The sequence below is a fragment of the Solidesulfovibrio aerotolerans genome (genome assembly GCF_009856865.1).
Lineage (GTDB): Bacteria > Desulfobacterota > Desulfovibrionia > Desulfovibrionales > Desulfovibrionaceae > Solidesulfovibrio > Solidesulfovibrio aerotolerans.
On record NZ_WVUD01000012.1, the window covers coordinates 1 to 13325 of the forward strand.

The 13325-nt window shown below is 63.4% G+C and carries 9 protein-coding genes; 2 read left to right on the forward strand and 7 right to left on the reverse strand.

What is annotated here, in order from left to right:
• Positions 1 to 153: 153 nt before the first annotated feature.
• Together GTA51_RS08630 and GTA51_RS20710 are read left to right on the forward strand one after the other, a co-directional pair.
• Positions 154 to 960 carry a TMEM43 family protein gene (locus tag GTA51_RS08630; protein ID WP_246198056.1) on the forward strand — a complete coding sequence of 269 codons (807 nt, stop codon included), beginning with the start codon at positions 154 to 156 and terminating at the stop codon, positions 958 to 960.
• Between the two features lie 125 nt (positions 961 to 1085).
• On the forward strand, positions 1086 to 1628 hold the full coding sequence (locus GTA51_RS20710) for a hypothetical protein (RefSeq protein WP_211922496.1): 543 nt from the start codon (positions 1086 to 1088) through the stop codon (positions 1626 to 1628).
• Between the two features lie 126 nt (positions 1629 to 1754).
• Here GTA51_RS20710 and GTA51_RS08640 read toward each other — a convergent pair whose 3' ends face one another.
• From GTA51_RS08640 to GTA51_RS08670, 7 genes are all read right to left on the reverse strand, one after another.
• Positions 1755 to 4853: a PAS domain S-box protein gene (locus GTA51_RS08640; RefSeq protein ID WP_160960315.1), complete on the reverse strand. Its 3099-nt coding sequence runs from the start codon at positions 4851 to 4853 to the stop codon at positions 1755 to 1757.
• Positions 4854 to 5312: 459 nt separating this feature from the next.
• Complete coding sequence (locus GTA51_RS08645) at positions 5313 to 6947, reverse strand: PhoU domain-containing protein (protein ID WP_160960317.1); 1635 nt, start codon at positions 6945 to 6947, stop codon at positions 5313 to 5315.
• A gap of 19 nt (positions 6948 to 6966) precedes the next feature.
• Positions 6967 to 7251 carry an amphi-Trp domain-containing protein gene (locus tag GTA51_RS08650; protein ID WP_160960318.1) on the reverse strand — a complete coding sequence of 95 codons (285 nt, stop codon included), beginning with the start codon at positions 7249 to 7251 and terminating at the stop codon, positions 6967 to 6969.
• Between the two features lie 113 nt (positions 7252 to 7364).
• Positions 7365 to 10175 carry an ATP-binding protein gene (locus tag GTA51_RS08655; RefSeq protein WP_160960320.1) on the reverse strand — a complete coding sequence of 937 codons (2811 nt, stop codon included), beginning with the start codon at positions 10173 to 10175 and terminating at the stop codon, positions 7365 to 7367.
• 146 nt (positions 10176 to 10321) lie between these two features.
• Complete coding sequence (locus GTA51_RS08660) at positions 10322 to 10798, reverse strand: C40 family peptidase (RefSeq protein ID WP_160960321.1); 477 nt, start codon at positions 10796 to 10798, stop codon at positions 10322 to 10324.
• A 207-nt stretch (positions 10799 to 11005) separates the two neighbouring features.
• Positions 11006 to 12199, reverse strand: a complete 1194-nt coding sequence (locus GTA51_RS08665; protein ID WP_246198057.1) for a PAS domain-containing sensor histidine kinase — start codon at positions 12197 to 12199, stop codon at positions 11006 to 11008.
• Between the two features lie 104 nt (positions 12200 to 12303).
• Positions 12304 to 13035 (reverse strand): MBL fold metallo-hydrolase, encoded by a 732-nt coding sequence (locus GTA51_RS08670; protein ID WP_160960323.1) that lies wholly within the window; start codon positions 13033 to 13035, stop codon positions 12304 to 12306.
• Positions 13036 to 13325: the final 290 nt, after the last annotated feature.

The following is a 13325-nucleotide window of genomic DNA, read 5'->3' on the forward strand; positions in this document are numbered from 1 at the left end:
TTTGAACTTGATGTCATGGCAATTTATGCCATTTTTTCAAAATTGATCGCCTAAGTGGAAAGGCATCATGAGCTTGCACCAGTTGTCGCTTTCAGGCGTCAAGCCTTTTCTTAGCCGGACAGTAATGCCCTCAAGCTCAAACGCAAGGTCGAGATGCTGCAATGGCGCGAAGACAAGCGCGAGGAAAAACGCAAAGAACTCGGCGGCGGGGAGACCACAAGCACGACCTATACCTACACCAAGGTCTGGTCCGAAACACCCATTGATGCGACGCGGTTTAAAAAACCCGAGGGGCATGCCAATCCCCCCTTTGCCGTTGCTTCGCAGGAGCAAAGAGCCCGGACGGTCACGGTGGGAGCCTTTCGGCTTTCCGCCTCGCTGCTGGCGGCCCTTGGGGGGTATGAAAAAGTGGCTGTTGTTGTGCCGGCGGCCCTGCTGGACAAAGCCAAGGGCATTGATGGCGACATCTATCTCGGCCAAGACCCGGCTTCGCCGCAACTCGGTGATACGCGCGTCTCGTTCAGCCAGGTGCCCCCGCAGACCGTGAGCCTGTATGCGGCCCAACGCGGCACCTCGTTTGCGCCGTATGTCACGACAATCGGCAAGCCCATCGAGCGCATCGAAACCGGTGAGCACAGCGCCCAGGCCATGTTTCAGGATGCTGTCGCCGAAAACACGGTGATGACCTGGGTGCTGCGCGGCGTCGGTTTCGTGCTCCTGTTCATTGGCTTTGCCCTGGCTTTTCAGCCGATTTCGGTCGTGCTCGATGTCCTGCCGTTCCTGGGTGATGTGGCCTCCTGGGGCCTGGGTTTTTTTGCGTTCCTTCTTGCCCTGGTCTGTTCCCTTATCACCATCGCCGTGGCCTGGATCGTCTTTCGGCCGCTCTTGGGCGGCGCCCTGCTTGTTGCGGCTGTGGCGCTCTTTTTCGGCTTGGGACGCCGCAAAAAAGCCGCCGCGTAAGACAGGGTGCGCCTGGGGCCGAGCGTGCAACAGTCCGCCTCTTGCCCCAAGGTTTTGAAACGACAGTGGGCACAGCGTCAAGACTCTCATCAACCTGCAACATTGCTGCGTGAAAGGACCGTATTATGGAAAAAAGATGGGCTTTTTCGACACTTCTGTTTCTCTTTGTATTTGCCATCACCGTCAATGGTTTCGCTGCCACAGGCGACCAACAGGCCGCCCCGGCGACTCCGGCGGCGGCGGCACCGGCTGCAGCCGCCCCTGACGCCCCGGCTGCCGCTGCTCCAACAGCCCCGGCGGCGGCGGCACCGGCTGCGGCCGCGGCACCGGCTGTCGCCCCGGCGGCTCCGGCAGCGGCGAGCGTCAACCTGACCGGGTCCTGGGCGTCCAAAATCACCGGCAAGGTCGCCATCGAACAGACCGGCGACAAGCTTGTGGCCAGCTATTCCTACGCCAACGACGACGATGTGACGCTGGATGGACGCATCGACGCCGTGATCGAAGGCAATACGGTCAAGGGCCAGTGGTATGAGCGTCCCAAGGTCGGCAAGGGCAAGGAAGAGCGCGGCCGCGTGGAATGGAAGATCGTCGAGAACGGCAAGATGCTGGTGGGCTGGTTCCAGACAGAGGGTGAGAAAGAAAAAGAAGACTGGAATCTCGAACGCTAACACGGTCTCCCGGCGTTCCCTCGGGTCGCGTTCACAAAAGACAGATCGCTTGTTTGCGAAGAGACACTCTCAAGGCAGGCTGCGGGCGCTTGGCAACCCCCAACGAGACTAACCCGACGTAAATTCCTAGGCCGCAGGCAGACGGACCGTCACGGTTACGCCTGCGGCCTCGGAGGCGTCGAGGCGGATTTCGCCGCCCTGGCATTCGGCCATAAGCCGGGCCGAGTACGTGCCCAGCCCGCTGCCGCCGCGTTTGCCGCTGGTGGCGTACTTTTCAAAAAAGACCGGAACAATTTCCGGCGGCGGCGGGGTCGGGTTGGACACCGCAAAGCCAGCCAGCCCCTGGGCGAGCAAAAAGCGCACGGCCACCACCCGGCCGGCAGGCTCGGCTTCCAGGGCGTTTTTCAGCAGATTGCCGGCAATGGTCTGGGTCAGCAGGGCGTTGCCCAGGGCAAAGACCGGTACCTGGCCGGGCGGCAGATCGATGGTCACCCCCCGGGCCTTGGCCAGGGTCACCAGCATTTCCGCCGCCGTGGTGACGATGCGCGTCAGGTCGATGCGCTGGACCTCGGGAGCGTAGGTGCCGGTTTCCATTTTATACAGGTCGAGTGACAGGTCGATCTGATCCAGCATGAGGCGGCCGGATTGCTCGATTTCATTGAGGATGTCGCGCTGCTCCTGGGTTGTTTCGCCAAGGGCCGCCACGAGTTCGGGCAAATTCAGGATGCTGTTGAGGGGCGCTTTGAGATCGTGGCGCATGATGCGCTCCACGTCCTCGCGGATGGCTTCGAGGTCCTTGCGCGCGGTGATGTCGTCAAAGATCCAAAGGGAGCCGGCTTGCGGCCTTTCGGCATCGATGCGCCGGCCGTGGATCGAGCACCACACCACCTGGCCCGAACGGTTGCGGAACCGCTCTTCCACCGAGGCTTCCCGGCCCTCGGCCACAGCCGCCAGAACTTCTCGCCGCAGGGTTTCCCGCCGGGGCTCGGCCTCATGGATGGCGTCCAGGCCGCGGCCGGCCAGTGTTTCCGGGGCAATGCCGAACAGCACCCCGAAACACCGGTTGGCCCGCACCACCCGGGCCTCGCTGTCCAGATGCACGATGCCCACCGAGGAGGCGTTAAATATCGCCTCGTACTCGGTCATGAGCTGGTGCAGGCGTGCTTCGCGTTCTTTGCGCTCGGTAATGTCTTCCTTGACGGCCACAAAGTGGGTGATCCTGCCCTGGTCGTCCCGGATGGGCGAGATCGAGGAATCCTCCCAGTACAGATCGCCGTTGCGTTTGCGGTTGCAAAGCTCCCCCCGCCAGATATTGCCGGCCTGCAAGACCTGCCACATGGCTTGGAAAAAGGCCTTGTCATGGATGCCGCTGGATAAGACCCGGGGGGTTTTCCCGCGCGCTTCTGCAGCGCTGTAGCCGGTCAGCTCCGTAAAATAGGGATTGACGTATTCGATACTCCCGTTCTCGTCGGTGATGACAATGGAGGCCGGCGACTGCTCAACCGCCGCGCGCAGCAGGCGCAGCCGCTGTTCCTGCGCGCGCCGTTCGGAAATGTCTTCCACCGAGGCGATGACCGGGCTCGGGTCCTGGCCGGTCAGCACCGGGTTAAAGACCGCCCGGATGTTCAAGCTGCGGCCACCGAGCACCGAGGTATACGGACCTTCCGCCTGGGACGGCTCGCCGGCCAGGGCGCCCATCAGGGCCTCGCGCACAAATGCCGGCATTCGGGGCACAAGATTGGCCCCCTGGATCTGCTCGGCCGTGGTGCCCATGAGAGCCAGAAAGCGTTGGTTGCCTTTGACGATGGCCCCATCCGGGTCAAAGGCCACCAACCCCAGGGGGGAGTTTTCAAAGATGATCCGCAGTTCGCGTTCCTGGCGGGCCAGCGCGGCTTCGGCGAGCTTGCGCTTGGTGACGTCGGTGCAAAAGCCTTCCAGGCGCACGATGTCGCCGGCGTCGTCGCGCACGGCCAGGATATTGAGCGACACCCAGATGACGTCGCCAGCGCGCGTCAGCCGTCGGATCTCGTGGTTGGACAGGGACCCCCGGGTCGTAAGCAGTTCCAGGAGGCGCTGGCGTTCCGTGAAATCAACGTAAATCTGATCCTGGATGCTGGCCACATGGTCGAGCAGCGCCTCCGGGGTGTCGAAGCCATACATCCGGGCCAGAAAGGCATTGGCCTTGAGGTAGTGACCATCCGGCGTGGAGGTGAAGATGCCGACCGGCGCGTGGTCGTAGAGAGCGCCCAGGGTTTCGTTGGCCGCAACCAGCGCGGAGGTGCGCTCGGCCACGGTCCGTTCGAGATCCTGGCGGGCGGCGTCCAGGGCGGCGGTGGCCGCAGCCACGGCAGTGCGCAACCGGGTCGGCCAGATAAGCAGGATAAAAAAGGCGGCAGAAAGGGCCAGCCAGGCGGCGCAACTGCCCCCGACCAGGGTCGGGGGCGTGGTCATGGCGGTCCAGCCCAGGGCCGGGGTGGCGGCCAATTGCCAGAGCCCCCCGGGCGTCTCCAGGTTCAGGAGAACCGGGGCGTCGTTGAAAACGGCCCCGTGGCCAAAGAGCAGGCGGTTTTCCCGGTCGGTCTGGCCAGCCGAGCGGATGGCCAGGCGGATGCCGCTGTCGGGCGGCGTGGCCTGGGCGAAAAAAGCGTCGGCATCCAGGATGATGGTGGCCAGGCCCCAGCGCTGCGGGGGCTGGCCCCCCCCGTGCGGGGCAAGGACAGGACTGCGGATGATCAGGCCGATGCCGCCCTGGAGCAGGGGCACGGGACCATCGAGTACGGGCGCGTTGGCGTCGACGGCGCGTTCCAAGGCCGCCTGCTGGGCTGGCGGCAGATGCGCGCGCAGATCCAAGCCCAGTATGCCGTTGTTGCGGCTTTGCGGGTAGAGGTGGGAAACGACAAAGTTGCGGGCCAGTTGGACGGAACGGATGTCAGGCAGGCTGGCGGCCAGGCCCTGGGCAAAGATGGCAAATTCCGCCTCGCCCACGTCGGGCTGGCTGGCGGCAAAGGCGGCCAGGGCCCGCAGGGAGGTCAGCCGGGCGGCCAGAGAGGCTTCCAGGGCCACCTTGGCTTCGGCCAATACGAGTTGGGTCTGGGCTCGTTGGGCCGCAGCGAAACGGGCGTTTTCCGAATCAAGGACAACCCAGCTTCCCGGCACGACAACGAGTGCCGCGCCAAGCAGTGCGGCGGCAACCAAGACGGTCGTCCTGACAAGGCCCTTGGGCATGAGCGCGATTCCTTGCCTGCGGTTGGCGAGGGGTTGTTCGGCGGGTGGTGCCACGAGCGGCCGGCCGGCTGCCGAATATCGACTGCTCATAGCCGGCTGCCGTCGTTGAAGCAAGGGGGGGGTGAAGCTTGGCAAGCCTGGACTGCAGCTTTGGCCGCAACCGCGCAAAAGCTCCCGTTTGGGCGGGGGCTTTTGCGTGCAACACGAACAAATCGTTTAGGGATCGCAAGCGTTGGCGGCCATCAGAAAAGTCTCCAGCGCGCCCCAGAGGAGCGTATCCTTGACCGTGGTCGGCAACGCGGTGGCATCCTCCCTGGCTGGATTGCTCCAGTTGCAGTTTCCTGCCAGGGCAGCAGCGCTGCGACAACAGATCACTGCACGAACTCCTGTGGAGCGGCCACAGACAACGTGCAAGGAAAAGCTCTTGGGGAAAACGGCCCCGGGAGACACTGCCCCGCTTTAATAGACGAGAACGGAATCGGGAAAGGCCAGTGTCTCCCAGGGACGGCCGGCGTGGGCCACAACCCGGGTGAGCAGATAGATGCCCCGGTGGAAAAGCTCCTGGGCAAAAGGGCGATTGACCTCGAACCGGGCCGAGGTGGCCAAGGCCCGGGCCACGGCCAGGGTCAGGCGGGCCTCGAAGGCGGCGTCCCCCTGCTCGGCGGCAAAGGCCCGGGCGAATTCCAGAAACCGCCGCATGACCAGCTCGAACTGCCCACGCAGGCGCAGATCGAAAAAAGGCAGACGGAAGCTGGAAACCAGGAACACGGCCGTATCCTGGGCGTAGTCGCCTTCCCGGGTGCGGTGCAGGTCGATGTAGTGGATGCGCTGGGCGGTGTGGTCGTAGACCAGGTTGTTCAGGTTGAAGTCACCGTGCAAGAGCACGGCAAAGGGCGCAACCAGTTCCTTTTCGGCGGTTTCCGCCGCAGCGAGCAACTCGGCCAGCGACGGCACAACCACCCGGCCCAGGGTCTTGGCATCGGCGGGTAATTCGGGATGCAGCCGAAAGACATCGTCTAAGCGGGAGCGCAACTGGGCCACGGCGTCACAGGGGACCGGCCGGCGCACCAGGGTCTGTTCCCACAACCCGCCCACGGTCTGGGTGATGAGGAAACAGGCATTTTCAATGATTTCGGTGTCTGCCGTCAGTACAAGCTGCTGCACGTTGCAGCCGCCCAGAAATTCGATGAGCATGGAGGCCGAGTCGCCATCGGTCTGAAAGGCCTGGATGTTCGGGGCCAGCCCCGGAGCCAGCCTGCTCCACCGTTCAATATTTTCCTTCTCCCTGGCCAGCTTGACGGCATTGCCTTCCTTAAACAGCACACCCTTGGAGCGCGGCCCGTGGTCGTCCTGGACCCGGCCGATGCGGCAGCCCGAGCGCGTGCCCCAGATGGAATGGAAATCGCCGGCCGGAATGGGCGTTTCCGCGCCCAGTTCCAGGCTGTCCTGGAGGGCCTGATACTGGTGGATCTTGAGTTTTTCGCCCAGGGCCGCGAAAATTACGGCCTCGCCGATGTTGAGCAACGCATCGCCCATGCGTTCCAGGTAGCGGAAGATGTTGAAGCTGGAGATGGCGTTTTCCGGCGATTCGCCCTGGCGCAGATCGGCCAGGATGGCGTCGAAGGCGGTCTTGAAATGGTCGTCCAGGGCGAATTCGGCCCGGCAGATGCGCAGGGCCAGGGTGACGTCCTGGCGGGTCAGCGCGGCAAAGACCAGTCCCAGGGCCTTGTCCACGTCCACAAACGGTTCGCGGTAGTTGTAGCGTCGGATAAACCCCGGATCGCTCAGATACTGCACCTGGGAGACGATATTGACGGCATAGTCGGCAATGCGTTCCAGGTTGATATTAATGATATTGGCGGCTCGCACCAGATCCAGAGTGCGCTTGTTGCGGTCGGTGGAGCCGTGGATGCGGCCCCAGCAGGCGTTTTCGATGACGCTTTTGAGATTATCGATATAGTCGTCGCGGCTTTCGATGGCTTTGATGCGGTCTGGTTCCGGGCGCTCCACCACGCTGCGGGCGCTGGCGACCTGCTTGGACACTTCAAGGACCATGAACCGGAAATTCTCTTCGATGCCTTCCAGAATGCGCATGGCGGCTCCCCCCGGGGTGTCAGGATTCCTGCCCGCCGGGGGCAATGGTCAGGGTATCGTCGCCGACGTCTTCGTCCGAAGATTCGCGCCAGGAAAACTTCAGATGCAGCTTCATGCGCCCGCCCATGGACCGGGCCTCGACCAGAAAGCCCAGCATGCCCGAAGGGTGCAGCACCACTTCGCCCTCGCGGCTGCCCAGGCGCAGTTCGCCCGAGGCAAAGCCGGCGGTGATGGCTTCCAGGTAGCGGCGCAGGGTGTCCGCGTCCTGGGTGGACTCAAATTTAAAGCGGGTCTCTTTTTCCACGTCCTTCCCCCTTCTCGCTGTGAACACCTGTTTCCCATCCCCCCGCCGGGATGGCAAGGGGGTCACCCCGTACGGCGCTTGCCAAGCGCAACCACGAGACGCCGGCACGGACCTCAATCGTCGGGACAGCTCCAGGCGGCAAGAGCCGCGCGCACCTGCCCCCACTGGCTTTGCAGGCGATCCAGCAACAGCAGGGACTGGGCCGCATCCTCCCGGCGAAGGACGGCCTCCAGTTCCATGGCCGACTGGCGGCAGGCATAGGCCCCAAGGGCGGCGGCCGTTGCCTTAAAGGTATGCATGGCCAGGACCGCCCCGGTCTGGTTGTCGGACTCCACCGCCGCGACGGTTTCCGTCAGCCGCCGCGTGCCCTCCTCGAAACTGGCCCGGGCCAACGACCCGAACTGCGTCCAGGAAATGCCCATGGCCTCCCGGGCCACCTCCGGTGAAAACACTTCCTCCCCCGGGTCGGCCTGCTGATCGGGCACCGGCAGGCAGCTTTCCCGACGGATGGCTTCCAGGGTGCTTTGCAGGGTGCGATAGTTGACCGGCTTGGTCACAAAACCGTCCATGCCGGCTTCCAGACACTGCTGGCGCACGTCTTCCACGGCGTGGGCCGTCAGGGCGATAATCGGCAGTCCCGGGTCCAGGACCGGGGCCGTGGCCGCACCGCCGCCACGGATGGCCCGGGTGGCGGTGATGCCGTCGATTTCCGGCATCTCGATATCCATGAGCACGGCGTCGTAGCGCTGTCGGGCCAGGGCCGCATAGGCTTCCCGGGCCGAGCTGGCCACGGTGAGGTGGTGCCCCATGCGGCCCATGTGCAGCCGGGTGACGGCGGCATTGAGCGCATTGTCCTCCACCAAAAGGATGCGCAGCACGGATCGGGCGGCCGGGCCGCCGCCAGCGGTCAAACCGGTCAGCCGGACCACGGCGTCGGCGTTTCCGGGCAGGAGAAAAACCGTGAAGGCAAAGATGCTGCCGCTCCCTTCGCGACTGCTGACCGTGATGCGACCCCCCATACGCTCGATGAGTTCCTTGGAGATGGCCAGCCCCAGGCCCGTGCCGCCAAAGCGCCGGGCCATGTTGCCCGGCCCCTGGTTGAAGCGCTCGAACAGTTCCTCTGTGCGGGTGGGATCGATGCCGATGCCGGTATCGGCCACGCGCACCGCCAGCCCCACCCGGCCGGCCGGGGTCTGGGCCTCGGGGACCGCAGCGACAGTGAGGGACACGGACCCGGCGGCGGTAAATTTGACGGCATTGCCCAGCAGATTGAGCAACACCTGGCGCAACCGGCCGGCATCGCCCCGCAGGGCGGCCGGCGTGCCCGGATCAATGGCCACGGAAAAGGCCAACCCCTTATGCCGGGCAGCCAGCTCCATGGTCCGCGCCGCTTCGGCCACCATCTCGCGCACATCGAAATCAAGGCGCTCCAAGACCAGCTTGCCGGCCTCGATTTTGGAAAAATCCAGGATGTCGTTGACCACGCCCAGCAGATGCCCGGCCGAGTCCCGAATGGCCGTCAAATGGCCAAGCTGCTCGGGGCTGGCCTGACCGGCCAGCAGGGCGTCGGCCAAGCCCATGACGGCATTGAGCGGGGTGCGGATTTCATGGCTCATGACGGCCAAAAACGCCCCCTTGGCCCGGGAGGCTTCCTCGGCCACGGTCTTGGCCTGCTCCAGGCTGGCCTGATGCCGCTTTTCGGCGGTGATGTCGTCAAAGGCCCAGACCACCAGACTGGCCGGCGCATCGGGAGTCACGGACTTGCCGTGGACACGCAGCCAGATCGCCTGGCCGTCTTTGCGCAGCAGCCGACACTCCTGGCTGGTGGAACCGCAACTGTCCAGGCTCTGCTCGACCACCCGGGTCAGGGCTTCATACTCGGTCATGTCGTCAAAAAGGACCGTGATATTTTTGCCGAACAGTTCCTCGCGGCGATAGCCGAGCAGTTGCGCGCCCCGGGCATTGATTTCGGTGCACAGGCCGTCGCGGGTGGTGGCCAGGCCGATCTGGGTGTTGCCAAGCACGGCGTCGCGCTGGGCCAGGGCTTGGCGCAAGGTGTCTTCGGCCCGGCTTCTGGCCCCGATCTCTTCCACGAGCTGGGCGTTGGCCGCCGCCAGTTCGGCCGTGCGCGCCTCCACCCGCCGGGTGAGCAGCGTGCGGTGCTCCTCCACCTCGGCCCGGGATTCCCCCAGCCAGCGCGAGGTTTCCCGCAGTCGGGCGGCCATGGCGTTAAAGGCCGTGCCCACCCGGCCCAGGGCGTCGGACGTGGCCACGGGCACGCGCTGGTCGAGATCGCCGGCTTCCACGGCTTCCAGGGCCTGGCGCAAGGTGTTGACCGGCTGCAGCACGAAACGGTGCAGCAGCACATTGAGCACCCCGGCCAGGAAGACATAGGCTCCGACCACGGCCAGGGCAAAGATGGTCCAGACCTGTCCGGCCAGGGGCGAGACATCTTTAAGAGCATAGCGCAGCCGCAAAAAGCCCAGGTCGCGGTTTTCGGACCGGATGGGTTCCACCAGGGTGGCGGTGAGCCGGTCGCCCTGGGCCGCTACGGTAAAGACGCGACCCGTTGGCAGTGTGCTATCGCCCTCGTTGGTCAGGGGGCCGGGGGCAACGGTTCCGGCATCGGCCACGAGCCGGCCGGCCGGCGAAAACAGACTGGCTTCGGCCACGCCCTCGACCCGCACCAGCCGGTTGAGAATTTCCTGGACCGGCCCCGCCGCCTGATCCGAAGCGAGCAGTGGCGCCAGATTTTCCAGCCGGTGGGCGGCCAGGACGCCGAGCAGGGTCCGGGTCCGGTTGCGGGCAGCGGCCTGGCGGTCCTCCATATAGAGGTGCAGCACGCCGCCAAAGGCGGCTGCCGCCGCCAGAAAGGCCAGCAGGATCGCCGCATTGATTTTGAGTCGCAGGGATACGCCGCGCATGGATGATCCGCTTCCCCGCTCCGGCCGGCCCCGCAGTCCTGGCCTGCCGGAAGGAGACGTGCCACTGACGGCAGCAGTTTGAATTTCTCTCTTTCTTAAAAACAACGGAAAAGACTGTCAAAGGCTTTCAAGGCCGGGGCGGCGTATCAGCGCGCCACCCGGTTGGCTGCATAATAGCTGGAGCGCCAGTACGGTGCGAGCAAATGTTCTTCGCGCACCCGGCCGCCGGGGGACGGGCTGTGGATGAAACCGCCGTGGCCGTCGAAGATGCCCACATGCAGGCTGGAAAGCCGGCCTGAGGGCGTAAAAAAGACCAGATCCCCGGCTTTGAGTTCCTCCCGGGGCACGGGCCGCCCGATCCGCAACTGGTCCGAGGTCCGGCGCGGCAGGCGGATGCCGTGGCGGGCGTAGACCCATTTGACGAAGCCCGAGCAGTCAAAGCCCTTATCCGGCGACTCGCCGGCGGGCCGATACGGCGTGCCGATCAGGGACCGGGCGGTCTCCAGCACCGAACCCTGGGCCGGCGGCAAAGGGCCAGGCTCGCGGGAGCCTACGGAAAAGGCGCAGCCGCAAAGGGTCAGGCTCACCAGGAGCAGCAAGGCAGTACGGCATATGACCGGCATGGTCCCGGACCTCCGCCCGGGACACAGCAAATCCCGTGCCGGGTTTGGCCCCTGCCGCCGGACGCGCCAAATCCCGCCGGTGTCAGTCCTGGGAACACCGGGCGGCGTTTCTTTCGGCCTAGCCTGCTCTCCGAAACACGCCTTCCCTTCCCAACAAAGCGATGCGTTTGTTAAAAAGGCGCTCCCGAAGGCCCTGGATGAGACGGCTTAGGCATGGTATTTCGGAATTTTCACCCAAAAACGCGTTCCGGCAGGTTCTTCGGAAGTAAAACCGACTTCGCCGCCAAGATAGTTTTCCGTGAGCAGCTTGATGGAATACGTGCCCAGCCCGCGCCCGGTACCTTTTGTGGAAAAAGAACGCTTAAAGATCTGTACCCTGACAGCTTCAGGCATGACTTTGGCGTTGGCGACCCAAAAGGTGGCAAAGTCCCCATCGTCTTTGAGGCCAAGGGTGACACTGCCCCCTTCACTGGTCGCCTCCAGGGCATTGAGCGTCATATTGACCAGGACGCGCATGAGCAGGGCGTAGTCGGACGAAATGGAAACATTGACGCTGTCCGGGGCAATGACAATGCGTTTCCCAACTGCGACAGGATGGGTGCGATACTCGTTCGCCACCTTTTGGATAAGTTCAGCGCCTTGGAGCGTTATCATGGAAATCGTATATTCGTTCTTCTCAAGAGCAAGAAGCTGCTTTTGTTTTCTGATCTCTTCAACCAAACCAAACAGGGAAGCTTGCGCCAAAATCACAAATTCTTTGGCTTCGTCTGGAACTTCGTCCATAAGGATATCCACCAACCCCTTTGCTCCTCCGGCAGCATTGAGTATGTCGTGGAAAAATATCCGTTCCAGCATTTCCCGGCGTTTTTCTTCAGCGATGTCAACCAAAGACATGACGTAATACATCGTATCTTCGACTTTCCACGGAGAGACAAATATGCGCAAATCCCGGGCGCGCGTCTCGTCGTCTTCTTTTACCAGGAGTTGACAATCCTGTTTGGACTTTGAATTGTTTATCATACTGTCAAGTATTGCCTTCAACGCGCCGCATTCCCGACAATATTCAGACGTCCCGCACCCTGCCTCTTCGACAGACGCATAGATGCAGCCCATGGCTTCGCCGGGACGTTCACCGAGAAAACTGCCGATATCCTTGACCCCAAGGACATCGAGAAAAGCTTTGTTGCTAAACACTATTTGACGGCAGCTATTAATAACGACAATCGAAAGGGGGAAAAAGTCGAAATAGCTTGAGCAAATATGTTGGGAAAGCTTTTGCTTCTCCAGATCGACCGCGTTGACGCCAAGTCGTTGGGGTGGGGCGCATTTTGTACCGAGTTCTTGGCGTGTCATTTCCTGTTCCTTTTCATCTATCGTATACACGATCACGGCACGCGACATACCAATAAGAATCTTCTTTTAAAACCAACGACAGCGCAGGAGAAGTGCTTGCCACAGGCAACGCTGTGGCAAAGCCAAGCCCGCCAGCCGCACCGTGCATGTCCCTACCGCAGTTCCCGCACCCGCACGTCGATGCCGTCCCCGGCCAGCAACTTGACGAGCTTCTGGGGGTCGGTCTCGCCGTAGTGATACGGATACAGCACCTTGGGCCGCACCATCCGGGCCGCCCGGGCGGCCATTTCCGGCGTCATGGTATAGGGCAGGTTCATGGGCAAAAAGGCCACGTCCACGCGGCCAAGCGCCGCCATCTCCGGGATGTCCTCGGTGTCGCCGGCCACGTAGACTGTCAGGCCGCCAAAGGTCAGCAGGTAGCCGTTGCCGCGCCCCCTGGGGTGATAGGGCTCGCCGTTTTCGCGCTTGTGCACGCTATTATAGGCCGGCACAGCGGTTATGCCGATGCCAAGCACCTGGGTCGTCTGGCCGTTTTCCAGCACCGTGCCCCGGCCGAGCTTTTCCAGGCATGCCGCGGTCTCGATGATCGGGGTGCCAGGCACCGTGATACGGGCCAGAGCGGCCGCATCGAGGTGGTCGCCATGCTCGTGGGTGAGCAGCACCAGATCCGCCGGGGGCATGGTGCCGTAGTCGCCGACCTTGGCATAGGGATCGACGTAGACGGTCTTGCCGGCAAAATCGAAGCGCAGGGAGCCGTGGCCGATAAACGTGACGGTCAGCGGACCGGCGGCGGTGTCGAACACATCCGAGGCAGGGGCTGCGGCCCGGGCCGAAACGGCCAGGCCGGCAACCAGGGCCAGGGCGGCAAGGGTTTGCAGCAGCATGGCGAACCTCCTTGGCTATATCGTTAATGTAGCCGGGACCGGCGGCTCTGGGCAAGGGCAAAGGCGCAAACCGCGTCAATGCCCACCAACAGAAAGGACCGATCAAGGGGGTAGATGATCTGCCCGATGGCCCGGCAAACCGACAGTGCTCCACATCTGTCCGCATTCGCCGGGCCGCACGCAGTGTCGCTGCCGCCGCCGCTCCGACATGTTTCTGTCACGGCCGCCGGGTCAGGAGGAACAAGCGTTTTTTTGTTGTCCCCCAGGCGGCACATGCCCTACTATCCCTC

Bases quoted from the DNA above. Each gene is read 5' to 3' on its own strand.
- GTA51_RS08630 (WP_246198056.1), top strand. From the start codon at position 154: ATGCTGCAATGGCGCGAAGACAAGCGCGAGGAAAAACGCAAAGAACTC.
- GTA51_RS20710 (WP_211922496.1), top strand. From the start codon at position 1,086: ATGGAAAAAAGATGGGCTTTTTCGACACTTCTGTTTCTCTTTGTATTT.
- GTA51_RS08640 (WP_160960315.1), bottom strand. From the start codon at position 4,853: ATGCCCAAGGGCCTTGTCAGGACGACCGTCTTGGTTGCCGCCGCACTG.
- GTA51_RS08645 (WP_160960317.1), bottom strand. From the start codon at position 6,947: ATGCGCATTCTGGAAGGCATCGAAGAGAATTTCCGGTTCATGGTCCTT.
- GTA51_RS08655 (WP_160960320.1), bottom strand. From the start codon at position 10,175: ATGCGCGGCGTATCCCTGCGACTCAAAATCAATGCGGCGATCCTGCTG.
- GTA51_RS08660 (WP_160960321.1), bottom strand. From the start codon at position 10,798: ATGCCGGTCATATGCCGTACTGCCTTGCTGCTCCTGGTGAGCCTGACC.
- GTA51_RS08665 (WP_246198057.1), bottom strand. From the start codon at position 12,199: ATGTCGCGTGCCGTGATCGTGTATACGATAGATGAAAAGGAACAGGAA.
- GTA51_RS08670 (WP_160960323.1), bottom strand. From the start codon at position 13,035: ATGCTGCTGCAAACCCTTGCCGCCCTGGCCCTGGTTGCCGGCCTGGCC.